Origin of the sequence: Hydrogenophaga pseudoflava, from assembly GCF_004353865.1 — a bacterium.
Lineage (GTDB): Bacteria > Pseudomonadota > Gammaproteobacteria > Burkholderiales > Burkholderiaceae_C > Hydrogenophaga > Hydrogenophaga pseudoflava.
This window is the reverse complement of the sequence record NZ_CP037867.1, coordinates 4,659,230-4,682,186: the sequence shown is the minus strand read 5'-3', so window position 1 is coordinate 4,682,186 and position 22,957 is coordinate 4,659,230. Positions and strand designations below refer to the sequence as shown.

Below are 22,957 nucleotides of genomic sequence, written 5' to 3'. Positions count from 1 at the left end.
CCAATGGCCGGTATCCACCTGCACCAGATCACGCAGCCCGGGCAGCACGCGGCGGGGGTGGGGTTCGAGCAGCCGTTCGAGATGCTGACCGCCTGCCACGAGCGGGTGCACCGCATGCTGCGGCTGCTGGGCAAGCTGCGCGAGCACCTGGCCACGCGTGGCCACGACGAACAGGCGGCCCAGGCGGCGCGCGATGTCATGCGCTATTTCGACCAGGCCGCGCCGCTGCACCACGAGGACGAGGAACTGCATGTGTTCCCGCTCCTGCTGCAGCGCGGCGACGAGGCGCTGCGCCAGGCGGTGCGCCGCCTGCAAGCCGACCATGTCGCCATGGGCGAGATCTGGCCCCAGGCGCGGCGCTGTCTGCTGGCCGTGGCCGACGCTGCGGCAACGTCTTCCTGGGCCGGCTGGACGCCCGGCGATGAGCAGCTGCTGGACCGCTTTGCCGGCCAGTACGACGAGCACATCCGCCTGGAGGAGACGTTGGTCTACCCGGCGGTGCAAGGCCTGCTGGACGCCCCGGCCTTGAGCGCCATCGGCGAGGAAATGCAGCACCGGCGCACCGACGGAAGGGTGCGGGGCCGATGAACCCTGGTGCCGACGAGGGCGCGGACGGGCCGCTGGTCTGGGACGACCGGCTGGACAGCGGGGTGCTGGCCATCGACCTGCAGCACCGGGTGCTTTTCCAGCTGCTCCAGCGCGTGGCCAGCATCCAGCCCGCCGATTCGGGGACGGCGCTGGACGAGGTGCTTGCACAGCTGCAGACCTATGCGGACTACCACTTCCGGTACGAGGAAGCGTGGATGCTGCGCCAGCAGGCCGACGCCACCACCCACGCCCAGCACCTGCGGCTGCACAGCGGCTTTGTGGAGCGGCTGTCGGCCATGAAGCTGCAGCTGGAGCAGGGCCGGCTGACGATCCTGGACCTCGAACGCTTCCTGCGCCGCTGGCTGATCGGGCACATCCTGGAGCAGGACATGCCGATCATCCGCCGTGTGCAGGCCCAGGCACCGGCGACCTGAGGCGCAGGCGCCCGGGTCAGCGCCAGTGCGCGGCCCGTCGCTGGGCGCTCACCCGGGCTGGCCGATGGTCAGCGCGACCTCGGCGACGCCTTCGACGCGGCCGGTGATCCGGTCGCCCGGCACCACGGCGCCCACGCCCTCGGGCGTGCCGGTGTAGACCAGGTCGCCGGGTTGCAGGTGATAGAACAACGACAGGTCGGCGATGATTTCGCGGATGTTCCAGATCAGCTTGTCGACGTCGGACGACTGCTTCGTTGCCCCGTTGACTTCGAGCGCGATGGTGCCGCGCCCGATCACCACGCCTTGCATCGGCACGATCTCCGAGCAGACCGAACCTTCTTCGATGTCCTTGCCCAGGTCCCAGGGCCGGCCCTTGTCGCGGGCCAACAGCTGCAGGTCGCGGCGCGTCATGTCCAGGCCGGCGGCGTAGCCGTAGATCACTTCGTGCGCCTTGTCGGCGCTGACGCGGAAGCCGGATTTGCCGATTGCCAGCACGAGTTCCATCTCGAAGTGGTAGTTCTTCGTCTCAGGCGGATAGGCGACGGTGACGCCGCTCTCCACCAGGGTCTGCGGCGACTTGGTGAAGTAGAACGGCCGCTCGGCGCTCTTGTCCACCGGCTTGCCCATCTCGACGGCGTGCGCGTGGTAGTTGCGGCCGACGCAGAAGATGCGGTTGACGGGGAAGCGCTCGGTGCGGCCACGGATGTGCAGGGACGGGATGGCGGGCGGGGGGAAGAGGTATTGAGTCATCGGACAGTCTCTGGAACAGTCATCGGGTCTCATACACACCGAGCTTCCTGTGAAGAGGTGACTCGTCGGCGATGAAGATGAAGGAGGGTTTGTCGGTCTGGCGGTTCGTCAGCGTCACCGGCTCGTAGCCCGGCGCGCAGCAGGTGTCGGCCTCGACCAGGCCGAAGGTCTTGCCGCAGGTGGACACGTCGACGCCGCCTTCGATCAGGTGGAACACCTGCGCCGGCGAACGCGCCGGCAATGTCAGTGTCTGGCCGGGCCTGAGCATCAGCGCGTAGAAGCCCAGGATGTTCTCGGCGTCATCGCCCGTTTCGGGGTTCACGTAGGTCACCTGCACGCAGTCGAGGTCCGGCTGGTTGGCGGCCATGGCCTGCAGCGCCGCGCGCGTGTCCACCCAGGGGTAGCGCAGCATCGGGTAGCGCTTGCCGCTGCGCGAGAACACCTGTGTGGGCACCACGCCGGCCCGGGTCCATGCGCGGTCGCCACTGCCTTGCTTGACGGTCTGGCGCGGGCCGTTGATGTGGTAGCTGGCCTCCATGTAATAGACCAGCGGCAGGTCCAGCACGTCCAGCCACACCACCGGGTCGCTGCCGTCGTGGCCGTGTTCGTGCCACAGGCCGGTGGGCGTGAGGATCAGGTCGCCGCGGCTCATCGGGCACTGCTCGCCATCGACGGTGGTCCAGGCGCCTTCGCCCTCGACCACCATGCGCACCGCGTTGGGCGTGTGGCGGTGGCTGGGCGCCCATTCGCCCGGCAGCAGCAGCTGCATGCCCAGGTAGATGGCGGGGCTGGCCTTCATGTTCTCCAGCCCGTGGCCGGGGTTGGCCAGCACCAGCACGCGGCGCTCGGCCTTCTCGATCGGGGTCAGCTCGCCGGCCCTGAGCAGCAGCGGCTTGAGCGTGGCGTAGGGCCAGTGCACGGCCTGCGTGGCGCGCGTGGGCACGCCCGACGGCAGCACGGCGCGCAGGCTGGGCCACAGCGGCACCAGGTTGAGGTTCTTCAGGTCGTCGCGGTAGTCCTGCGGCAGGTCTTCCAGCCGGCCGAGTGCGTGGCTCATGTCTTGTCTCCTTGGGCCGGATCTGCTCCCGCCGCATGCTAATAATCAGTGTGCTGATGATAAGAGGGCGGTTAGACTGGGTCAATCATCGGATCCCCGTTGCCCACCACCCTTGCCCTGTTTGCCATGGACACCCCCGAACCCGCCGGAATCCAGATCGACCAGCAGCCCGGCTACGCGATCCGGCGCCTGCACCAGATCTCGGTCGGCATCTTTCTGCAGGAGGCGGGCGAGCTGGGCGTGACGCCGGTGCAGTACGCCGCCCTGCAGGTGGTGGGCAACCAGCCCGGCATCGACCAGCGCACGCTGGCGCGCAGCATCGCGCTGGACACCTCCACCACCGGCGGCGTGGTGGACCGGCTGGAGGCGCGCGGCTGGCTGGAGCGGCGCCTGTCGCCGCAGGACCGGCGCGCGCGCCAGCTGTTCCTGACGCCCGCGGGCGAGCAGGGCCTGGCCGACACCGTGCCCGCCATGCTGCGCGCGCAGGAGCAGATCCTGGCGCCGCTCACCCCGCGCCAGCGCACCGAGTTCATGCGCCTGCTGCTGGTGCTGGTGACGCAGAACAACGACCTGAGCCGGGCACCGGCCGAGGTCGCCGGCCGATAGTGCCTGACGCCCCGTCAGGCCAGGTCTTGGTGGAAGTCGCTGGCGCCGGGCTTCCAGTAGGCCGAGACCTTGACGTGGCTGCGTGGCCGTCCGCGTTCGTTCAGCAGGATGTCGCGCAGCCGCGCCATGCACGCGGCTTCGCCCGCGCACCAGACAAACCCGTCGCCTGCGGGCAGGTCCACCGTGCGCATGGCGTCGCACAGCGCCTCGCCGGACGGCAACCAGCGCAGTTTCAGACCAGGGCGCTGGGGCAGCGCCTGCTGGTCCTGCTCGTGCGGGGTGTGCAGCAGCACCGTGGTGGGGGTGCCCGCCGGCAGTTCGTCGAGCCGCCGCGCGATGGCGGGCAGCGCCGTCGCATCACCGGCCAGCAGGTACCAGGGCAGGTCGTCCGCAATGACGATGGAGCCGCGGGGGCCGCCGATCACCGCCGCGTCGCCCGCCCGGGCGCGCTGCGCCCAGGCGCTGGCCGCGCCCCCTTCGTGCAACGCGAACACCAGGGTCAGCTCCTGGCGGACCGTGTCGAAATGGCGCGGCGTGTAGTCGCGCCGGTGTTCCTGTCCGTCGGCGTCGGTGAAGATGAACTTGACGTGGTCGTCGAAGGAGAGCGAGACGAAGCTGGCCAGCGCCGGCCCGCCGAAGGTCACGGCCAGCAGGCCTGGGCCGAGCGGCCGGACATGGCGCACGCGCACGTCGCGGCGCAGCAGTTCGTGGCGCACGCGGCGCGTCGGGCCGGGTGGGTGCTCGGTGGGAACAGGATGGGACATGGAATAGGTGAATTGATTGATAATGTCATCCATTCTGTCAAAGCAAGTTGATGGAGTCAACCAATATGTCGAAGCTGTCCGATGACGATCTGATGGAGGCGGTGCACGACCTGATGCACCTGGCCCGCGCGCAGCTGCTGCGCCACATGCCCGACGATGGGCTGGGGCCGATGGAAGGGCGGGCGCTCGGCTTCTTTGTGCGCCACCCGGGCAGTACGCAGACCGATCTGGTGCAGCACGCGGGGCGGGACAAGGGCCAGCTGGCGCGCCTCATCGCGGTGCTCAAGGACAAGGGCCTGCTGGTGGCACGGCCGGACGGGCACGACCGCCGGGTGATCCGGCTCTATCCCACCGAAGCGGCGCAGCACCGGCACGAGTCCGTCATGCGCCACCGCCGCCAGGTGGCGGCCCGGGCCGCCCGCGGGCTGGAGGCGCCGGAACGGCAGGCGCTGCTGCGCGCGCTGCGCCACATGCAGGACAACCTGCGAGACGGCGGGCCTTGAGCAGGTTGCGCGCGGGCGCCGCGCTGGCGTCTGCGGACCCGATGCCCCGGATACACTGCGCGCTCCAAAAAGAGTAGCGTCATGAAGATCACCATCGACACCGACGCCCAGTCCCTGGAGTACCAGGCCGGCGATGAAACCCCGAAGCGACTGCCGCTGTACTCGTCCGAGGCCTTCCGGGTGGTGTCCCAGGTCTGGCTCAGGCAGGAGTGGAACCTCCTGCACTGGCAGTCGTTTTCCTGGCTGGGCTTCCAGCTCTGGCAGCTGCCGGAAGATGTGCTGCGGCTGCAGGAGGTGATCGCCAGCGTGCGTCCCGACGTCATCATCGAGACCGGCGTCAACCGCGGCGGCAGCGCCGTCTTCTTCGCCTCGCTGTGCCGGGCGCTGGGGCGCGGGCGGGTGATCTCGATCGACATACAGATACCCCCGGCGCTGCGCGAGGCGGTGGCCGCCTGCCCGCTGGGTGACCTCATCACCCTGATCGAGGGCGACTCGGCTTCTGCGGCGGTGGTGGACCGGGTGCGCCGTTCCGTGGGGCCGGGCCAGACGGTGTTCGTGTTTCTCGACAGCGACCACAGCAAGGCGCATGTGCGCCGGGAACTGGACGCCTACGGCCCGCTGGTCACACCGGGTTCCTACATCGTCGCGACCGACGGTGTCATGGCCCATCTCGCGGACACGCCCGGGGGCCAGGCGCACTGGCTTGAGGACAATCCGGCCGCGGCGGCGCGCGCCTACGCGGCCGAACACCCCGAATTCGAGCTTCGCCGGCCCGCAGCGCTCTACAACGAGGCCTTTGTTGAAGAGGCGCTCACCTACTGGCCCGACGCCTGGCTGTACCGACTCCATCCCCCCGCCGACTGAATCCATGCACACGAGTTCCCGCGACAAGATGCGCCTTTTTGTTGAACAGTACCTGGGCGCGCGTCGCGGGGAGCCGCTGGTCATCCACGACCTGGGCAGCCAGGACGTGAACGGTTCGTACCGCGACCTGTTCGATTCCCCGAACTGGCGCTACACCGGGCTGGACATGGTGCCCGGCGACAACGTGGACCTGGTGCTCAAGACGCCCTACACGTGGCGCGAGGTGGCCAGCGGCTCGGTCGATGTGCTGGTGTCCGGGCAGGCCTTCGAACACATCCGCTACGTGTGGATCACCATGCTCGAGGTGGCCCGCGTGCTCAGGCCGGGCGGCCTGTGCATCGTCATCGCGCCGTCCAGCGGGCCGGAGCACCGGTACCCGGTGGATTGCTGGCGGTTCTACCCCGACGGCATGGAGTCCCTCGCCCGTTTTGCCCAGCTCGATCCCGTTCAGGTGAAGACCCAGTGGCAGGACGAGGGCCATGACGACGGCAGCGATGTCTGGCACGACTCCGTGCTGGTCTGCCGCAAGCCCGACCATGGCCCCTGGTGGAACCTCAAGAGCGCGCTCAAGCGCTGGCTGCAGCACCGCAGCCTGGTCCAGGGCCTGTCCGATCCGGCACCTCTTCCTGAAGCGGCGGCGCTGCGCGTCGCCATGCCAGCGCCGGCCACCTTGCCGGCTGCACCTGCGACACCCGCAGCAGCGGAACCGCCCGCGTTGTCGCAGTGCCGCTTCTACCACTCGGTGGACCTTCCCGGCGGCGAGTCGGTGAAGGGGGAATGGGACCTGCGCCCGAACGTGGATGCGTATCTGGGCGGGGTCGACTTCGCAGGGCGCTCGGTGCTCGAAGTGGGGCCGGCCAGCGGCTTCCTGAGCTTTCACATGGAGGCCGCGGGCGCCCGGGTCACGGCGCTGGAGCCGCCCATGGAGCACCTCTGGGATGTGGCCCCCGTGCCCGGTTTCGACGTTGCCGGCTGGCGCCAGGAGTTTGCCCACGTCATCACCGGGGTGCGCCAGTCGTTCCAGTACCTGCACCACGCCCGCGCCTCCCGGGTCCGGCTGATCGTGGCGCATCTGGACGCCCTGCCCGAATCGGAGGGGCCATTCGACATCGGCCTGCTGGCATCGGTGCTGCTGCACTGCCGTTCGCCGTTCTCGGTCATGGAGCAGCTGGCGCGCCGGGTCAGCGACACCCTCATCGTCACCGAGGTGTACGACGCCAACCTCGGGGATCTGCCGGTCTGCCGCCTGCTGGCGGACCCCGCGATCCCGCAGGTGCACACCTGGTGGGCACTGACGCCCGCCTTTGTCATCCAGTCCCTGGGGCTGCTGGGATTTCCAGACGCGCGGCTCAGCATCCACCACCAGAAGCGGGATGTCGACGGCGCCATGGTCCCGATGTTCACCGTCGTGGCGCGGCGCGCCTGGCCGCCGCAGCAACCGACACCAAGGAACCCCGATGCACGATTCTGACGCCAGCCTGCTGGAGCCACTGCTCTCACCTGCGCTGGACAGCCTTTTCCGGACACCCCGGCGCCTGGGCCAACCCAGCGGTTGGTGGGGTCATGTGCCTTTTGCGTTCTGGATCGTCCAGGCGACCGAACCGCGACTGCTGGTGGAACTGGGCACCCACCATGGCGTGTCCTATGCCGCCTTCTGCGACGCCGTGCTGCAGCACCGTCTGCCCACCCGCTGCTTCGCGGTGGACAGCTGGCAGGGCGACGCACATGCCGGTTTTTTCGACGAGGCCGTCTACCGCGACGTCCAGGCCTTCAACGATGCCCACTACGGCGGGTTCTCCGAACTCATCCGGGCCGACTTCGACACCGCGGTCGGGCACTTCGCCGACGCCTCGATTGACCTGCTGCACATCGACGGCTTCCACACCTACGAAGCCGTGCGACACGACTACGAAACCTGGCGGCCCAAGCTGTCCGAGCGCGCTGTGGTCCTGTTCCACGACACCAATGTGCGCCGCGACGACTTCGGCGTGCACCGCTTCTTCAGCGAGCTGGCGGGCCGCCATCCCCACTTCGAATTCCTGCATGGCAACGGCCTGGGCGTGGTGGCCCCCGGGCGGGCCATGCCGGCGGCTGTCGCGCAGCTGTGCCACGCCGCATCGACGGCACAAGGCGTCGCCATCCGGGAGCGCTTCGCCGCGGCGGGCGCCCGCTGGCTTGGCCACGCCAATGAACGTGAGATGGAGCGTTCCTTCGCGCTGCAGGTCGACGCCCTGGTCGCTGCGCGCGCCCAGGTGAGCAGCGAGCGCGACCGGGCGCAGGCCGCCGTGGCGCGTCTGGACGGGGAACTCGCGCGGGAGCGGGCGGCCGTTCAGGCGCAGCGCCAGGACGCTGGCCAGCGGGATGCCTCGCTGCGCAAGCTGGCCCGGCTGGAAGGGGAGATGAGAACCGCGCGCCAGGAGCGTGCGCTGGTGGAGCATGGCCTGACCGAAGCACGCCAGACCATCGCCACCCTGACGCTGCAGCAGCGCGCGCTGGCCCAGACCCTGGAGACCGCCGAGCCCGCTTTGCGCCAGCTGCTGTCCACGCTGCTCGCGCCCCCGGAGCGAGGGCCTGCCGCCGACAGGCCGGGCGTCCTGCAGCGGCTGCAGCGGCGGCTGGGCCGGCGCGAGCCACCGGACCCGCAGCAGCCGGTGATCGACACCGTGCGCCGCTCGGCATTCTTCGACGCGGCCTGGTACCTGGCGGCCCACGCCGATGTGGCCGACGCCGGGGTCGACGCCGCCGTGCACTACGCGCTGTTCGGCGGCCTGTCGGAAGGCCGGGACCCCGGGCCCTGGTTCTCCACCCGGGCCTATCTGGAGGCCCACCCGGATGTGGCGCAGGCCGGACTCAATGCGCTGTACCACTTCGAGGTCCACGGCCGACACGAGGACCGTGGCTTCCCCCTCAGGCCGCTGGACCGGCCGTGGCCGGCCACGCCTGCCCCGGCCCCGGTCGTGGTCGAGCCGCCCGCGGCGGTGCAAGATGCCAAGCTGGCGTTCCGCCAGCGCAGCCAGGACGAGCTCGCGCGGTTTCTGCAGGACGGGCACGAGCTGCACTTGCCCACCGCAGAAACACCCCGCGTCTCCATCGTCGTGGTGCTGCACAACCAGGCCGAACTGACGTTCAAGTGCCTGGCGTCGCTGGTGGAGGCGATCGAGGCCCCTTGCGAGGTGCTCCTGATCGACAACGCATCCACCGATGCCACCGCCACCCTGCTGGCCAGGGTGCGCGGCGCCCGGGTGCTGGCTCAGGACGAGAACCTGCATTTCCTGCGCGCGGCCAACCTGGGGGCCACCCACGCCCGGGGTGAGCACCTGCTGTTCCTCAACAACGATGCCCAGCTCAAACCCGGATCGATCCGGGCGGCGCTGGCCCTGCTCGACGGCCGGGGGCGCGTCGGTGCGGTGGGCGGCAAGGTGGTGCTGATGAACGGCCGCCTCCAGGAGGCGGGCAGCATCGTCTGGGCCGATGGCAGTTGCTCGGGATACGGCCGGGGCGAGGACCCGGACGACGCCGCGTTCCAGTTCCGTCGCGAGGTGGACTACTGCTCGGGGGCCTTCCTCATGGTGCGGCGTGCTCTTTTCGAGGCGCTGGGCGGGTTCGATCCGGCGTACGCGCCGGCCTACTACGAAGAGACCGACTTCTGCATGCGCCTGCACCAGGCCGGACACACCGTGGTGTACGAGCCGCAGGTCGAGATCCTGCACTACGAGTTCGGCAGTTCGGAGAGTGAGCAGACCGCGGTGGGGCTCATGCAGGCGCACCGGGCGGTCTTCGTCGACCGCCACGCCCAGGTGCTGGCCCGGGGGCACCGGCCCCACGGAACACGCGCCATCGAGGCGCGCCAGCGCCCGTCCACGCAGCCGCGCGTGCTGGTGGTCGACGACCGCATCCCCGTCCCGTCGCTGGGCTCTGGTTTCCCGCGGGCGCGCCAGCTCGTCCACAGCCTGCACGAAGCCGGTGCCTTCGTCAGCCATTACCCGCTGACCTGCCCGCAGGTCGACCTGGTGGAGGCCTATGAGGTGCTGCCGCGCGAGGTGGAGATCATGGCCGGTCGCGGCATCGACGGACTGGCCGACTTCCTGCGCGAGCGCTGCGGGTACTACGACGCGGTGATCGTCAGCCGGCCGCACAACATGGACCGCTTTCTCCGCGCCTGCCGGGAGGTGCCCGCCTTCCTGCCCGGCACCGCGCTGGTCTACGACGCCGAGGCGATCTTCGCCACCCGCGAAACACTGCGTGCCCAGGTGCTGGGCGAGCCGGCACCGGAGGAAGACGGCGCGGCTGCGCTGACCCGCGAACTGCAGCTGGCCGAGGCGGCCCGCCATGTCTTCGCCGTGAGCGAGGCCGAAGCCGAGCGGTTCCGCCAGGCGGGCTGCCAGGACGTGCGGGTGCTGGGCAACGGCATTGCCGCGCAGCCCACGCCCCAGGGCCACAGCGAGCGGCGCCACCTGCTGTTTGTCGGCCGGTTGGCGGAGGAGGGTTCACCCAACGCCGATTCGGTGTGCTGGTTCGTGCGTGAGGTCATGCCCCGGCTGGACCAGCTGATCGGCGAAGGCTATGTGCTCCACCTCGTGGGCAGCCCGTGCGAGAGCCTCCAGCAGGCGCTGGGCGGACCGCGGGTGGTGTTCCATGGCCGTGTCGAGGACATCCGGCACTTCTATGAACAGGCCCGCGTGTTCATCGCGCCCACCCGCTTTGCGGCCGGCATCCCCCTCAAGGTCCAGGAGGCGGCGGCGCAGGGCGTGCCGGTGGTGGCCAGCGGACTGGTGGCGACGCAGCTCGGCTGGGCCGGGCAGGGTGCCCTGCTGGGTGCGGACAGCGCCGAGGATTTTGCCCAGGCCTGCGCGCGGCTCTACTTCGATACCGCCTTGTGGCAGAAGACCCGCCAGGCGGCGCTGGCGGCCGTGGAGCGGGACTGCGCTCCGCAGGCGTTTGACGCGACGGTGCGGGCCGTGCTGCGCGAAGCGTGTGAATCGTCGGGCCGGCCGGTCGATCTGGCGCCCGGGAATGAACAGGCGCGCGTGTCGGAGGCCTGGAGCGTGTCACCGTCGCAGCGTCAGGACATCCAGGGCATGAACTGGATGGCGCATCCGAGGGTCATGGCACGCCTCCACCACAAGGCCACCGGCCAAGAAGGCACGGATGTGTACATCCATCTGAAGGACACGCTGACCCGTCTGGGCTGGAGCCTCCCTGTGCCGCGCCTGGTCAGCCTGGGCTGCGGGTTCGGGGCCCTGGAGCGCGGTTTCGCGCAGATCGGGCTGGCCAGCCGGATCGATGGTTACGACATCGCCGAAGGCGCGATTGCCGGTGCGCGCGCACGGGCCGCCGACATGGGGCTGGACCAGCTGCACTACCACGTGGCCGATCTGGAGCGGCTGGAGCTGCCCGAAGCGTCCTGCGACCTGGTGGTCGGCTTCCAGTCGATCCACCACGTCAACGACCTGGACCGCCTGTTCCGCATGGTCCGGCGGGCGCTGCGCCCGGGCGGCATCTTCCATCTGCACGAGTACGTCGGGCCCGACCGCTTCCAGTGGACCGATGCCCAGCTGTCCCACATGAACGCCTTCCTGCAGACCCTTCCCGAGCGCTACCACCGCCTGCCCAACGGCGTGGTGCGGGGGCCCCGGGAGCGTCCGCGTGCGGCCGACGTGATCGCCTGCGATCCGTCCGAGGCGATCCGTTCCTCGCAGATCATTCCCACGCTGGAGAAGCACTTCCGCGTGCTGGACCGGCGCGACCTGGGCGGGGCCCTGCTGCACATCGGGCTGAGCGACATCGCGCAGAACTTCAGCGAGTCCAGTGCCGAAGACATGGCCCACCTCGACCGCTTCTTCGCGCTCGAGGACCGGCTCATGGCCGAAGGTCAGATCGGCTCCGACTTCGCCGTGCTGACGGCGGTTCGGCCGCACGACGAATGATCTTCAGTTCCGTCGAGTTCCTCTTCTACTTCCTGCCGATATTCCTGCTGGTCTACCAGGTCTCGGGCCGCCACAACGCGGTGTTGCTGGTGGGCAGCGCCGTGTTCTACGCCTGGGGTGAACTCCGGAACGCCTGGGTGCTGGCGGCGTCGCTGGCCGGGTGCTACCTCGGCGGCCTCGCGCTCGGCCGCGAGGCAGACCGCCGGGACCGCCAGCGCTGGGTGCTGGTGGTGTCGCTGCTGTTCCAGCTCTCGCTGCTCGTGGCCTTCAAGTACCTCGGTTTCCTGGCCGACACCCTGCACGACCTGGGCTGGCAGGTGTCCATCGAGCCCGGGTCGGTGCCCGTCCTGCCGGTGGGCATCTCGTTCTTCACCTTCCACGCCATGTCCTATCTGGTCGACATTTACCGCGGCCAGTTGCCCGTCGAACGCAAGCTCTCCCGGCTGACCAACTACATCCTGCTGTTCCCTCACCTGCTGGCCGGTCCCATCGTCCGGTACGCCGCCATCCGGCGGCAGCTGATCCGGCGCCACTGGACCGTGGCCCGCCTGCGCTTCGGCATGGAGCTGCTCATCATCGGTCTGGGGCAGAAGCTGCTGCTGGCCAACCCGCTGGGCGCCGTGGTCGACGCGATCTACCAGCTCGAGAGCCAGGCGCTGACCACCGCCCTGGCCTGGCTGGGCGCGATCGCCTACGCGTTCCAGGTGTACCTGGACTTCTCGGGCTATTCCCACATGGCGCTCGGACTGGCGCTGCTGCTGGGTTTCTCGTTTCCCCGCAATTTCCGTTTCCCGTTCCACGCCCTGTCGGTGCGCGAGTTCTGGCGCCGCTGGCACATCAGCCTCTCGTCCTGGCTGCGCGACTATGTGTACGCCCCGCTGGGCGGCAGCCGCCGTGGCGGGGGCCGCACCATCGCCAACATCCTCATCGTGTTCGGGCTCTGCGGCCTGTGGCACGGGGCCGGCTGGAATTTCGTCTGCTGGGGGCTCTACAACGGCGGACTCATCGTGCTGGAGCGGCTGGGGCTGGGCCGGATCACGGCGCGCTGGCCCCGCGTGTGCCAGCAGATCTACGCCTGGCTGGCCTTCACGACGGGCGTGGCCATGTTCCGCGCCGAGGACTTCGCACAGGTCGGGACGGTCTATGCCGCCATGGCCGGCTGGTCGTCCGCCACCGCAGGTGCGATGCACCCGGGCCGCTTCCTGGACGGATACACGGTGCTGGTCCTGTTGCTGGCCTTCTCATCGATGCTGCCCCTCTCGCGCTGGTTCGGTGGGCGGCATTTCGTGCGCCCGCGCTGGGCCCCGGTGCGCTGGGTCTTTCTCACGCTGGTGCTGGTCCTCAGTGCCACGAGCCTGGCGTCCGGCAGCCACAACCCCTTCCTCTACTTCCACTTCTGAGCATGAAGGCCCTGCCGACCCGCCGCGCAAATGCCCTGGTGCTGGCGCTGTGGTGCGCCCTGCTGCTGACGCCGCTGCTGGTGCACCTGTTCCGGCCGCCGCACGAGGCACCGCTGGAAAACCGGACACTCGCACCGGCGCCGGGCTGGCCCGGCACCCTGGATGAGGTGAGCACCTGGCCGGCGCGGATGCAGGCCTGGATGCGCGACCATTTCGGCCTGCGTGGCGAACTGCTGGAGGCCAGCCACCGTTGGCGCCACCAGGTGTTCGGCGATTTCCTGTCCGCCGACCTGGTCCCCGGTCAGGCGGGCGAGGTGTTCCACAACGTGTTCGGCGACATTCCGGGCAACGCGCTGCGGGTGATGTGCGGGGCCGAGCGCATTGAGCTGCCTGTGGTCGGTCAGCGGGTTGCGGAACTGCTGGCCGCGACCCATGCCGATCTGCCCCGGAGCTACCTGATGATGGTCCCCGACAAGTCGCGTCTGCGGCCTCGTTTGCTGCCCCGCTGGTTGCAGGAGGAATGCGCCGGTGGTCAGCCGCCGGCCGAATCTCTGGTTGATCGGCTGGCGCAGAAGCCCGAGACCGCAGGCCGGCTGTTCTACCCCATTGATGCGATGCGCCAGGTCGATGGGGTGGACCCGGTCTACCGTCCCTGGAACCTGCATTGGGACTTTCACGGTGCGGCCGTCGCCGCCGACTGGCTGGCTCAAGGCCAGTGGGGTCTGTCGCGCCGCTATGACGTGGCCCTGGAGCCGCGGGAGACCGAGTTCGACCTGCGGGCATTGGCGCCCGGCGTGGCGCGCCGTGACACCACCCTCGTCCCTGTCTATCCGGACGGGCGGGTGCTGGTGTGCCACAACGACGCCGCCTGCTTCCCCGAGTTCGCCGCCGAGGCCGCCCTGCTGTTCCAGGTCGCCCGTGTGCGGTCGGCCTGGCAACTGCCCGCGGGACAGCGCCGGCCCACGCTGGTCATCATCGGCGACTCCTTTGGCGACAACATCACCGAACCCCTGGCGCGCTATTTCGCCGAGGTCTGGTACCTGTCGATGAACCACCTGTCCCGGCTCAGTCCGGCGCAGCGCCGGCACGTGCGGTCGGTCGTGATCGACCAGTTCCGGCCCGACGTGTTGCTGCACGTGTACAACGAAGGCACGGTGCTGGCCGACCAGGCCCGGTATCTGGCGCGGGTCCGGGAGCTGCTGGAACCTGTACCCACCCAGTAACCCGTTTCATGGACAATTGAAACCAAGTTACAACGGAGACACCTCACATGCCCCAGCGCGCCACCAAAATCGTCGCCACCCTCGGCCCTGCGTCCAGCGATCCCGCCCTGCTTGAGGCCATGATCCGGTCTGGCGTCAACGTCGTTCGGCTGAACTTCTCGCACGGCAAGGCGCAGGACCACATCGACCGCGCCAACCTCGTGCGCGCCGCCGCCAAGCGCGCCGGCCGCGAGGTGGGCATCATGGCCGACCTGCAGGGTCCCAAGATCCGCGTCGGCAAGTTCGCCGAAGGCAAGGTGATGCTCGAACCCGGCCAGCCCTTCGTGCTGGATGCCTCGCGCACCGAGCCGGGCGACATCGCCGGCGTGGGTCTGGACTACAAGGAGCTGCCGCGCGATGTGAAGGCCGGCGACACCCTGCTGCTCAACGACGGCCTGATCGTGATGACGGTGGACAAGGTGGTCGGCGACGCCGTGCACACCACGGTCAAGCTCGGCGGCGAGCTGTCCAACAACAAGGGCATCAACAAGCAGGGTGGCGGCCTGACCGCGCCCGCGCTGACCGCCAAGGACATGGAGGACATCAAGACCGCCATGAGCCTGATGGCCGACTACGTGGCCGTGAGCTTCCCCAAGAACGCGACCGACATGGAACTGGCGCGCCAGCTGTGCAACATGGCCGCCGCGCAGTACAACCACAAGCCGGGCCTGATCGCCAAGATCGAGCGCGCCGAGGCCATCCCGGAACTGGAAAACATCCTCAAGGTGTCCGACGGCATCATGGTGGCGCGCGGTGACCTGGCGGTGGAGGTGGGCAACGCGGCGGTGCCGGGCCTGCAGAAGCGCATGATCCTGATGGCGCGCAAGATGGACAAGGTGGTCATCACCGCGACACAGATGATGGAGTCCATGATCGTCAACCCGGTGCCCACGCGCGCCGAGGTGAGCGACGTGGCCAACGCTGTTCTTGACGGCACCGACGCCGTGATGCTCAGCGCCGAGACAGCGGCCGGCAAGTACCCGCTGGAGACCGTGCAGCAGATGGCCGCCATCTGCCAGGAGGCCGAGAAGACCGACCACGACCCGCTGGAAGACGACTTCGTGGGAGCGACCTTCACCCGCATCGACCAGGCCATAGCCATGGGCGCGCTGTTCACCGCGCACCACCTCAAGGCCAAGGCCATCGTGGCGCTGACCGAGTCGGGCTCGACCGCGCTCTGGATGAGCCGCCACAGCGTGCGCATGCCGATCTATGCGGTCACGTCCAAGCTGTCCTCGCAGCGCAAGATGACGCTCTACCGCAATGTGCGGCCACTGCTGGTGGACACCAGCGCCGACCGCGACACCGCGCTGGCCGAGGCCGAGGCCGACCTGAAGGCGCGCGGCGTGATGCAGAAGGGCGACGTCTACGCCATCACCGTGGGCGAGCCCATGGGCACGCCGGGCGGCACCAACACGCTGAAGATCTGCCGGGCGGCCTGAACCGCCTGTCATCGGCACGCAAGGCCGGGCGCCTTAAAATCCCTGGAGTTACAGACCGGTTACCAACTTTGACTAGGGGATCCTCATGGCGCTCGTTTCCATGCGCGAACTGCTCGACCACGCTGCGGCCAACGGCTACGGCATTCCGGCGTTCAACGTCAACAACCTGGAGCAGGTGCAGGCCGTCATGGCCGCGGCCGACGAGGTCGGCGCACCCGTCATCCTGCAGGCCTCGGCCGGCGCCCGCAAATACGCCGGGGAAGCCTTCATCAAGCACCTGATCCAGGCCGCCGCCGAGATGTACCCGCACATCCCGATGGTGATGCACCAGGACCACGGCACCAGCCTCAAGGTCTGCGAAGGCGCCATCGGGCTGGGTTTCGGCTCAGTGATGATGGACGGCTCGCTGATGGAAGACGGCAAGACGCCGGCCAGCTTCGACTACAACGTCGACGTGACCCGCAAGGTGGTCGAACTGGCCCACAAGACCGGCGTGACCGTGGAAGGCGAACTCGGCTGCCTGGGCAACCTGGAAACCGGTGACGCCGGTGAGGAAGACGGCATTGGCGCCGAAGGCAAGCTGGACCACAGCCAGATGCTGACCGACCCCGAAGAGGCCGCCCAGTTCGTCAAGGCCACCCAGCTGGACGCGCTGGCGATCGCCATCGGCACCAGCCACGGCGCCTACAAGTTCAGCCGCCCGCCCACCGGCGACATCCTGGCCATCAGCCGCGTCAAGGAAATCCACGCCCGCATCCCCAACACCCACCTGGTGATGCACGGTTCGTCGTCGGTGCCGCAGGAATTGCGCGCCATCATCAACCAGTACGGCGGCGCCATGAAGGAAACCTACGGCGTGCCGGTGGCCGAGATCCAGGAAGCCATCAAGCACGGCGTGCGCAAGATCAACATCGACACCGACATCCGCATGGCCATGACCGGCGCGGTGCGCAAGTTCATGGCCGAGAACCCCGAGAAGTTCGACGCCCGCGAATGGCTCAAACCCGCCCGCGAAGCGGCCAAGGCGGTGTGCAAGCAGCGCTATCTGGAATTCGGCTGCGAAGGCCAGGGCGCCAAGATCAAGGGCGAGACGCTCTCCGTGATGGCCGCCCGTTACGCCAGCGGCGAGCTGGCTCAGAAGGTGGTCTGATCCCGCCGGGACCGACCTGCGATAATCTGCCGGAATGGTTCAAAGCCCGTTGACTGTTCGGTCACCGGGCTTTTTTCTTGTCTGTCACTTTCTCCGCGACCGATCATGAGCACCGCCCTGCACACCTCCGCCCTCAAGTCCCTGCCCCTGCTCGCACGCGGCAAAGTGCGCGACAACTACGCCGTGGGCGACGACCGCATCCTGATGGTGGCGTCTGACCGCATCAGCGCCTTCGACGTGATCATGGGCGAGCCCATTCCCGGCAAGGGCGCGCTGCTGACCACGCTCAGCCTGTTCTGGTTCGACCAGCTCGGCCCCAAGGGCCTGAATATCTGCCCTATCCACCTCACCGGCGACGCGCCCGAGAGCGTGGTCTCGGCCGAAGAGGCGCCCCAGGTCACCGGCCGTTCGATGCTGGTGCAGCGCCTCAAGCCCATTCCGGTGGAAGCGGTGGTGCGCGGCTACCTGGCCGGCAGCGGCTGGAAGGAATACCAGGAAAGCCGCTCGGTCTGCGGCGTGCCGCTGCCCGAAGGCCTGCAGAACGCGTCCAAGCTGCCCGAGCCGATCTACACCCCGGCCGCCAAGGCCGAGATGGGCGAGCACGACGAGAACATCACCTACGAGAAAACCGTCGAAATGGTCGGCGCCGACATCGCCGCCCAGATCCGCGACAAGGCGATTGCCCTGTACAAGGCCGCCGCCGAGATCGCGCTGAAGAAGGGCATCATCATTGCCGACACCAAGTTCGAGTTCGGCCTGGACAAGAACGGCACCGTGGTGCTGATGGACGAGGTGCTGACGCCCGATTCCTCGCGCTACTGGCCGGCCGACCAGTACGCCGTGGGCAGCAACCCGCCCAGCTTCGACAAGCAGTTCCTGCGCGACTGGCTGGAGACCGCCAAGGTCAACGGCCAGCCCTGGGACAAGGCCCCCCCCGCACCGCGCCTGCCGCGCGAGGTGATCGAGAAGACGGCCGCCAAGTACCAGGAAGCGCTGACCCGTCTGATGGGTTGACCTGCGGGGGCCCGCCCCGGGGCGGGGGCGAAGGGTTGTTCGGCCGGTGGTGCCGGTTACCGCGAGGTTACTGGGTAGAGTGCGGTCACCGAACACCAGGAGACGCACCATGTACACCGCCCACCCCCAGCGCTACGAGCGCATGCCCTACCGCACCGTCGGCAAGAGCGGCCTGAAGCTGCCTAGCATCACTCTCGGCCTGTGGCACAACTTCGGCGATGCCACGCCGATGGAAACGCAGCGCGCCATGCTGCGCACCGCTTTCGACGCCGGCATCACCCACTTCGATCTGGCCAACAACTACGGCCCGCCCGCCGGCAGCGCCGAGACCAATTTCGGTGAACACCTGCGGCGCGATTTCCGGCCCTACCGCGACGAGCTCATCATCTCCAGCAAGGCCGGCTACGACATGTGGCCCGGCCCATACGGACAGGGCGGTGGCTCGCGCAAGTACGTGCTGGCCAGCCTGGACCAGAGCCTGAAGCGCATGGGGCTGGACTACGTGGACATCTTCTATTCGCACCGCTTCGACCCCGACACTCCGCTCGAAGAAACCATGGGCGCGCTGGCCACGGCGGTGCAGCAGGGCAAGGCGCTGTACGTGGGCATTTCCAGCTACTCGGCCGGCAAGACGCGCGAGGCCGCGGCCATCCTGCGGCAGATGGGCGTGCCGCTGCTGATCCACCAGCCGTCCTACAGCCTGCTCAACCGCTGGGTCGAGGAAGCGCTGCTCGACACCCTGCAGGCCGAGGGCATGGGCTGCATCGCCTTCAGCCCGCTGGCGCAGGGCCTGCTGACGAACAAGTACCTGAACGGCGTGCCGCAGGATGCGCGCATCCACCGCCCCGGGGGCGGATCGTTCAAGCAGGAACACCTGAGCGAACAGAACCTGATCCATGTGCGCGCACTCAACGACATGGCGCAGGCGCGCGGCCAGAGCCTGGCGCAGATGGCCGTGGCCTGGGTGCTGCGCCATCCGGGCATGAGCTCGGCGCTGATCGGCGCCAGCAAGCCCGAGCAGATCACCGAGCTGGTCGGCGCGCTGCAGAACCTGCACTTCAGCGCCGACGAACTCGCCGCCATCGACCAGCACGCGGTGGACGGCGGCCTCAACCTCTGGAAGAAGCCTTCGACCGACCAGCGGCTGTGACGCCGGGCGCCGCCCGGGCCGGGTCCAGCGACATTTCCTGGGCGAGCGCCAGCGACTCCTGCATCACCGCGCGGGTGGCCGGGCTGAGCGGGCCGGTGCGTGCCAGCGCCAGCGCGATGTGGCGCACGATGGGCGGGTCCAGCAAGCGCGCGGCCTGGAAGCGGTGCTGGCTGCGCGCCACGTCGATGGCGTAGGACCCGAGCAGCGCGTAGGCGCCGCCCTGCGAGGCGATGCCCAGCTGCAGCGCGAGCGAATCGGCCTCCAGCACCACGTTGAGCTGCACGCCGCGCTGGCGCGCCACCTGCTCCAGCTGGTCGCGCCAGCTGCTGGGGCGGCAGAAGGCCACCAGCGGCAGGCCGTCCAGCGCCCTGAACTTCACCGTCGGTTTCGCGGTCACCGCGTCGCCCTCCGGGCCGACGAGGTAGGTCTGCGCCTCGGCCAGCGACAGCGCGTCGCTGCCGTTGGGCTGGCCGTGGCGGAACAGCAGGGCCAGGTCCAGGCTGCCGTCGTCCAGCCAGGTCTCCAGCTGCGCGCCCTGGCCTTCGCGCACGCTCAGCTGCACCAGCGGGTGCTGCTGGCGCAGGCGGGCGAACAGCGTGCTCACGAAGGGGTGGGCCAGCGACGGGATGGTGCCCAGGCGCACGCGGCCCATGGTCTGGCCGGCGGTGGCGCGGACGTCGTTCTCCAGCTGCTCGGTGCTGCGCAGCCAGACCCGCACCTTGGGCGCGATGCGCTGGCCGAAGGCCGTGAGTGCGACACCCCGGCCGGTGCGCTCGAACAGGCGCCCGCCGCACCGCTGCTCCAGCTCGGCGATCTGCCGGCTCACATGCGGCTGGCTGGTGCCGTGCAGCAGCGCGACCCTGCTCAGGCTGCCGGTTTCGGCGGCGTCGAGGAACAGCTTCCAGAGCAAAGGATTCATGGACGTGACATGCAGAAAACGTATGTCTGAAATGTACCGTCAGACAGTTCCGCTATGGGTTGCGTTGACCGACAGTCCGTTCCACGGCGGCGGACCTGCAGGGCCCCGCCGCCCAGGCGGTCACCGGGCAGAAAGCACGGCGGCTGTGCCGAACGAACCCCTTGCTGAGGAAATGCCATGAAAGCTCCTGATCTGCGCGGCCTGAACCCCGCCCCCGTGACCCCCTTCACCCGCGACGGCGCCGTCGACTACGCGGCCATCCAGCGCCTGGGCCGCTGGCTGGCCAGCGTGGACGGCGTCAAGAGCCTGACCGTGCTTGGCCACGCCGGCGAGGGCACCTTCCTCGAACGCGACGAGCAGTTCAAGGTGATCGAAGCCTTCCGCAAGGCGGTGGACGACAAGCTGCCCATCATCGCCGGCATCACGCTCGAAGGCACCCAGGTGGCGGCCGCCGAAGCCCGGCGCGCCGTGGAGGCAGGCGCTGCCGCCGGCCTGGTCTATCCCTCGCACGGCTGGCTGCGCTTCGGCTACCAGAAGGGCGCACCGCAGGACAAGTACAAGGCCATCTACGAGGCCAGCGGCCTGCCGCTGATCCTGTTCCAGTACCCCGACGCGACCAAGTGCACCTACGACCTGGAAACGCAACTGGACATTGCCGCCCTGCCTGGCGTGTTTGCCATGAAGAACGGTGTGCGCAACATGAAGCGCTGGGACCGGGAGATCCCGGTCATCCGCGCCGAGCGCCCCGACCTGCAGATCCTGACCTGCCACGACGAGTACTTGCTGCACACCATGTTCGACGTGGACGGCGCGCTGGTGGGCTATGGCTGCATCGCGCCCGAGCCGCTGGTCGAGATGATCAAGGCCGGCAAGGCCAAGGACTACAAAAAGGCGCGCGAACTGCACGACCGCCTGCTGCCGGTGACCGCCAACGTCTACCACCGCGGCTCGCACATGGAGGGTTCGGTGGCGTTGAAGTGGGCACTGGTGGCGCGCGGCATCCTCGAGCACGCCACGGTGCGCAGCCCGCTGCTGCCGCTGGCCGAAGGCGCCGAGCACGAAATCGCCGCCGCCATGCGCGCCGCAGGCCTGGGCCTGGCGCAGTGAGACTCCTCAGGCGCGCCGGGCCGGCGCGCCTACCATCCACCCGTGGAGACAAGAAGCATGAAGACCAAGATCTGGATGGCCGCCCTGGCGCTGGGGCTGTCGCTGACGGCGCCGGTGCAGGCGCAGGGCCAGTTCCCGTCGGGCACGCTCAAACTGGTCGTTCCCTTTGCCGCCGGCGGCGGGGTGGACCAGGCGGCGCGCCTGCTGGGCCGGCAGCTGCAGACCGACCTGGGCGTGTCGGTGATCGTCGAGAACAAGGCCGGCGCCAGCGGCACCATCGGCGGCAAGGCGGTGCAGATGGCCACGCCCGATGGCATGACCCTGCTGTTCTCGGCCGCCACCCACGTGCTGGCCAGGCAGGTACTGGCCAACCCGCCCTACGACCCGCAGGCCGACTTCGCGCCGGTGGCGCGCGTGGGCGAGGCGCCGCTGATGCTGGTGATTCCGCCCGGCGCACCGCAGAAGAACCTGAAGGAGGTGCTGGACGCCGCACGTGCACAACCCGACAAGTGGACCGCCGCCGTGCCGGCCCTGGGTGCGCCCAGCCATCTGGCGACGCTGCTGCTGGCCCAGCAGGGCAGCCTCAAACTGACCATGACGCCGTACAAGGGCACCGCGCCTGCGCTGGCCGACGTGGCTGGCGGCCATGTGCAGTTGCTGATGGATTCCATCATTTCGATCCAGGCCATGGCGAAAAGCGGCAAGGTCAAGGCCATCGCCACCACCATGGCGCGCCGCAGCAAGGTGGTGCCGGACGTGCCCACCGCGGCCGAAAGCGGCTATCCCGGCATGGTCTACGAGTCCTGGTACGGCGTCTGGGCGCCCAAGGGCACGCCGGAAGACCGGGTGCAGCTGCTGAACAAGGCCGTCAACAAGGCTGTGGACCAGCTGGCGAAATCGGGCGCCCTCGACACCCTGGGGATCGAGCCGGTGCAGGAGAGCATCGAGCAATTCCGCAAGTACGTGGCCGCCGACGTGACCCGCAGCGCCGAGCTGCTCAAGGGGGCTGGCTTCAAGCCTGAGTGAGGCGGCTCAGTTCAGCGCCATGCTGAGCTTGCGCCGGTACTGCGAGACCAGCTGCGCCTGCGGGTCTTCCTGCACCGCCGCCTTGCCCGCCAGCTCGATGCCGCCGGCGCTCTTGCCGGCCGCGGCCGGGTCGGCCTTGGGCTTGGGCGGGGTCATGAGTTCGAGCAGGCCGACGTAGGTCTTGCGCGGGGCCTCGTCGTCCCACTTCTTGTCGCGCATGATGATCTCCAGCAGCTCTTCGAGCGCGGCGGGCCATTCGCCCATGGCGATCAGCACGCGGCTCTTGGCGAAGCGGGTCTCGAAGTCGCGCTTGTTCTGGCCGATCAGCTCGTCGAATTTCTCCAGCGGCCACTGCCCGCGCGGGTCGGTGCCGACGAACTCCAACGCGTTGAGCCACTGGGCCAGCGCGTCAAAACGCAGCGGCACCGGGATGCGCGAGAGCGTGGGCGCCAGCGCCCCGGCGGCCTGTTCGAACAGACCGTGGCTGATGCACTGGCGGATCAGTTCGAAACGCAGGTCGTCGTTGTCGGGCGCCTGGGCCACGGCCTGGGCCAGCTTCTCCAGCGCGGAGCCGGCCTCGGCCTCATCGGCGCCGTTGGCCAGCATCTGCTGTGCCTCGTCGGCCTCGGCCAGGGCGGCCAGCTCGTCCTCGCTGGGCAGGTGCTTGTCCAGGAAGGCCTTGATCTGGCCCTCGGGCAGGGCGCCCATGAAGCCGTCGACGGGCTGGCCGTTCATGAGCAGCACGCAGGTCGGGATGCTGCGGATGCCGAAGGCCGCGGCCAGCTGCTGCTCCTGGTCCGAGTCGATCTTGACCAGCTTGAAGCGGCCGCCGTACTCGGCCTCGACCTTCTCCAGGATGGGGCCGATGACCTTGCAGGGGCCGCACCAGGTGGCCCAGAAATCGACCAGCACCGGGGTGTGCATGGAGGCTTCGATGACCTCGGCTTCGAAGTTGGCGACGGTGACGTTGATCATGGCGTGCAGCGGTGGTGTG

General features: G+C 68.9%; 20 protein-coding genes. 15 read left to right on the top strand and 5 right to left on the bottom strand.

Annotation, left to right across the window (positions count from 1 at the left end):
* Nucleotides 1-3 precede the first annotated feature (3 nt).
* On the top strand, nt 4-588 hold the full coding sequence (locus HPF_RS22490; protein WP_133157884.1) for a hemerythrin domain-containing protein: 585 nt from the start codon (nt 4-6) through the stop codon (nt 586-588).
* The gene (locus tag HPF_RS22485; protein WP_133157883.1) at nt 585-1,022 is read left to right on the top strand and encodes a bacteriohemerythrin; all 438 of its coding nucleotides are present in this window, start codon (nt 585-587) and stop codon (nt 1,020-1,022) included. The genes HPF_RS22490 and HPF_RS22485 overlap by 4 nt, the downstream gene beginning before the upstream one ends.
* Nucleotides 1,023-1,070: 48 nt before the next feature.
* On the opposite strand, the gene HPF_RS22480 is transcribed toward HPF_RS22485, so the two are convergent.
* Together HPF_RS22480 and HPF_RS22475 are read right to left on the bottom strand one after the other, a co-directional pair.
* Entirely contained in the window at nt 1,071-1,772 is a 702-nt protein-coding gene (locus HPF_RS22480) for a fumarylacetoacetate hydrolase family protein (RefSeq protein WP_133157882.1), read from the bottom strand.
* Nucleotides 1,773-1,791: 19 nt separating this feature from the next.
* Entirely contained in the window at nt 1,792-2,829 is a 1,038-nt protein-coding gene (locus tag HPF_RS22475; RefSeq protein ID WP_133157881.1) for a cupin domain-containing protein, read from the bottom strand.
* 126 nt (nt 2,830-2,955) lie between these two features.
* Here HPF_RS22475 and HPF_RS22470 point away from each other — a divergent pair, with 126 nt between their 5' ends.
* The gene (locus HPF_RS22470) at nt 2,956-3,435 is read left to right on the top strand and encodes a MarR family winged helix-turn-helix transcriptional regulator (RefSeq protein WP_066157184.1); all 480 of its coding nucleotides are present in this window, start codon (nt 2,956-2,958) and stop codon (nt 3,433-3,435) included.
* 14 nt (nt 3,436-3,449) lie between these two features.
* Here HPF_RS22470 and HPF_RS22465 read toward each other — a convergent pair whose 3' ends face one another.
* Nucleotides 3,450-4,199, bottom strand: a complete 750-nt coding sequence (locus HPF_RS22465; RefSeq protein WP_133157880.1) for a siderophore-interacting protein — start codon at nt 4,197-4,199, stop codon at nt 3,450-3,452.
* Between the two features lie 65 nt (nt 4,200-4,264).
* Between HPF_RS22465 and HPF_RS22460 the strand changes: the two genes are divergently transcribed.
* From HPF_RS22460 to mgrA, 10 genes are all read left to right on the top strand, one after another.
* Nucleotides 4,265-4,702, top strand: a complete 438-nt coding sequence (locus HPF_RS22460) for a MarR family winged helix-turn-helix transcriptional regulator (RefSeq protein WP_164868382.1) — start codon at nt 4,265-4,267, stop codon at nt 4,700-4,702.
* Between the two features lie 81 nt (nt 4,703-4,783).
* Nucleotides 4,784-5,566 carry a CmcI family methyltransferase gene (locus HPF_RS22455; RefSeq protein WP_133157879.1) on the top strand — a complete coding sequence of 261 codons (783 nt, stop codon included), beginning with the start codon at nt 4,784-4,786 and terminating at the stop codon, nt 5,564-5,566.
* 4 nt (nt 5,567-5,570) lie between these two features.
* Nucleotides 5,571-7,037, top strand: coding sequence for a methyltransferase domain-containing protein (locus tag HPF_RS22450; RefSeq protein WP_133157878.1), 1,467 nt, complete (start codon nt 5,571-5,573; stop codon nt 7,035-7,037).
* Nucleotides 7,024-11,493 (top strand): class I SAM-dependent methyltransferase, encoded by a 4,470-nt coding sequence (locus HPF_RS22445; protein WP_165961758.1) that lies wholly within the window; start codon nt 7,024-7,026, stop codon nt 11,491-11,493. Before HPF_RS22450 ends, HPF_RS22445 begins: the two co-directional genes overlap by 14 nt.
* Complete coding sequence (locus HPF_RS22440) at nt 11,490-12,893, top strand: MBOAT family O-acyltransferase (protein ID WP_133157876.1); 1,404 nt, start codon at nt 11,490-11,492, stop codon at nt 12,891-12,893. The genes HPF_RS22445 and HPF_RS22440 overlap by 4 nt, the downstream gene beginning before the upstream one ends.
* Before the next feature lie 2 nt (nt 12,894-12,895).
* Nucleotides 12,896-14,116, top strand: a complete 1,221-nt coding sequence (locus tag HPF_RS22435; RefSeq protein WP_133157875.1) for an alginate O-acetyltransferase AlgX-related protein — start codon at nt 12,896-12,898, stop codon at nt 14,114-14,116.
* A 47-nt stretch (nt 14,117-14,163) separates the two neighbouring features.
* A complete protein-coding gene (gene pyk / locus HPF_RS22430; RefSeq protein ID WP_079367332.1) occupies nt 14,164-15,597 on the top strand; it encodes a pyruvate kinase in 1,434 nt (477 codons plus the stop codon).
* Nucleotides 15,598-15,682: 85 nt separating this feature from the next.
* Nucleotides 15,683-16,747, top strand: coding sequence for a class II fructose-bisphosphate aldolase (gene fba, locus HPF_RS22425; RefSeq protein WP_066157026.1), 1,065 nt, complete (start codon nt 15,683-15,685; stop codon nt 16,745-16,747).
* 105 nt (nt 16,748-16,852) lie between these two features.
* Complete coding sequence (locus tag HPF_RS22420; protein WP_133157874.1) at nt 16,853-17,761, top strand: phosphoribosylaminoimidazolesuccinocarboxamide synthase; 909 nt, start codon at nt 16,853-16,855, stop codon at nt 17,759-17,761.
* Nucleotides 17,762-17,870: 109 nt separating this feature from the next.
* Nucleotides 17,871-18,911 (top strand): L-glyceraldehyde 3-phosphate reductase, encoded by a 1,041-nt coding sequence (gene mgrA, locus HPF_RS22415; protein WP_127805736.1) that lies wholly within the window; start codon nt 17,871-17,873, stop codon nt 18,909-18,911.
* Here mgrA and HPF_RS22410 read toward each other — a convergent pair.
* A complete protein-coding gene (locus HPF_RS22410; RefSeq protein WP_133157873.1) occupies nt 18,871-19,830 on the bottom strand; it encodes a LysR family transcriptional regulator in 960 nt (319 codons plus the stop codon). The two genes, mgrA and HPF_RS22410, sit on opposite strands and share 41 nt — an antisense overlap.
* A gap of 177 nt (nt 19,831-20,007) precedes the next feature.
* On the opposite strand from HPF_RS22410, the gene HPF_RS22405 reads away from it, so the two are divergent.
* Both HPF_RS22405 and HPF_RS22400 read left to right on the top strand, forming a co-directional pair.
* Nucleotides 20,008-20,937 (top strand): dihydrodipicolinate synthase family protein, encoded by a 930-nt coding sequence (locus HPF_RS22405; RefSeq protein ID WP_133157872.1) that lies wholly within the window; start codon nt 20,008-20,010, stop codon nt 20,935-20,937.
* A 57-nt stretch (nt 20,938-20,994) separates the two neighbouring features.
* On the top strand, nt 20,995-21,963 hold the full coding sequence (locus HPF_RS22400; protein ID WP_133157871.1) for a Bug family tripartite tricarboxylate transporter substrate binding protein: 969 nt from the start codon (nt 20,995-20,997) through the stop codon (nt 21,961-21,963).
* Between the two features lie 6 nt (nt 21,964-21,969).
* On the opposite strand, the gene trxA is transcribed toward HPF_RS22400, so the two are convergent.
* A complete protein-coding gene (gene trxA / locus HPF_RS22395; protein WP_133157870.1) occupies nt 21,970-22,938 on the bottom strand; it encodes a thioredoxin in 969 nt (322 codons plus the stop codon).
* Nucleotides 22,939-22,957 lie beyond the last annotated feature (19 nt).

Coding starts and splice junctions, on each gene's coding strand:
- HPF_RS22490 (WP_133157884.1), top strand. CDS start 4: ATGGCCGGTATCCACCTGCACCAGATCACGCAGCCCGGGCAGCACGCG.
- HPF_RS22485 (WP_133157883.1), top strand. CDS start 585: ATGAACCCTGGTGCCGACGAGGGCGCGGACGGGCCGCTGGTCTGGGAC.
- HPF_RS22480 (WP_133157882.1), bottom strand. CDS start 1,772: ATGACTCAATACCTCTTCCCCCCGCCCGCCATCCCGTCCCTGCACATC.
- HPF_RS22475 (WP_133157881.1), bottom strand. CDS start 2,829: ATGAGCCACGCACTCGGCCGGCTGGAAGACCTGCCGCAGGACTACCGC.
- HPF_RS22470 (WP_066157184.1), top strand. CDS start 2,956: ATGGACACCCCCGAACCCGCCGGAATCCAGATCGACCAGCAGCCCGGC.
- HPF_RS22465 (WP_133157880.1), bottom strand. CDS start 4,199: ATGTCCCATCCTGTTCCCACCGAGCACCCACCCGGCCCGACGCGCCGC.
- HPF_RS22460 (WP_164868382.1), top strand. CDS start 4,265: ATGTCGAAGCTGTCCGATGACGATCTGATGGAGGCGGTGCACGACCTG.
- HPF_RS22455 (WP_133157879.1), top strand. CDS start 4,784: ATGAAGATCACCATCGACACCGACGCCCAGTCCCTGGAGTACCAGGCC.
- HPF_RS22450 (WP_133157878.1), top strand. CDS start 5,571: ATGCACACGAGTTCCCGCGACAAGATGCGCCTTTTTGTTGAACAGTAC.
- HPF_RS22445 (WP_165961758.1), top strand. CDS start 7,024: ATGCACGATTCTGACGCCAGCCTGCTGGAGCCACTGCTCTCACCTGCG.
- HPF_RS22440 (WP_133157876.1), top strand. CDS start 11,490: ATGATCTTCAGTTCCGTCGAGTTCCTCTTCTACTTCCTGCCGATATTC.
- HPF_RS22435 (WP_133157875.1), top strand. CDS start 12,896: ATGAAGGCCCTGCCGACCCGCCGCGCAAATGCCCTGGTGCTGGCGCTG.
- pyk (WP_079367332.1), top strand. CDS start 14,164: ATGCCCCAGCGCGCCACCAAAATCGTCGCCACCCTCGGCCCTGCGTCC.
- fba (WP_066157026.1), top strand. CDS start 15,683: ATGGCGCTCGTTTCCATGCGCGAACTGCTCGACCACGCTGCGGCCAAC.
- HPF_RS22420 (WP_133157874.1), top strand. CDS start 16,853: ATGAGCACCGCCCTGCACACCTCCGCCCTCAAGTCCCTGCCCCTGCTC.
- mgrA (WP_127805736.1), top strand. CDS start 17,871: ATGTACACCGCCCACCCCCAGCGCTACGAGCGCATGCCCTACCGCACC.
- HPF_RS22410 (WP_133157873.1), bottom strand. CDS start 19,830: ATGAATCCTTTGCTCTGGAAGCTGTTCCTCGACGCCGCCGAAACCGGC.
- HPF_RS22405 (WP_133157872.1), top strand. CDS start 20,008: ATGAAAGCTCCTGATCTGCGCGGCCTGAACCCCGCCCCCGTGACCCCC.
- HPF_RS22400 (WP_133157871.1), top strand. CDS start 20,995: ATGAAGACCAAGATCTGGATGGCCGCCCTGGCGCTGGGGCTGTCGCTG.
- trxA (WP_133157870.1), bottom strand. CDS start 22,938: ATGATCAACGTCACCGTCGCCAACTTCGAAGCCGAGGTCATCGAAGCC.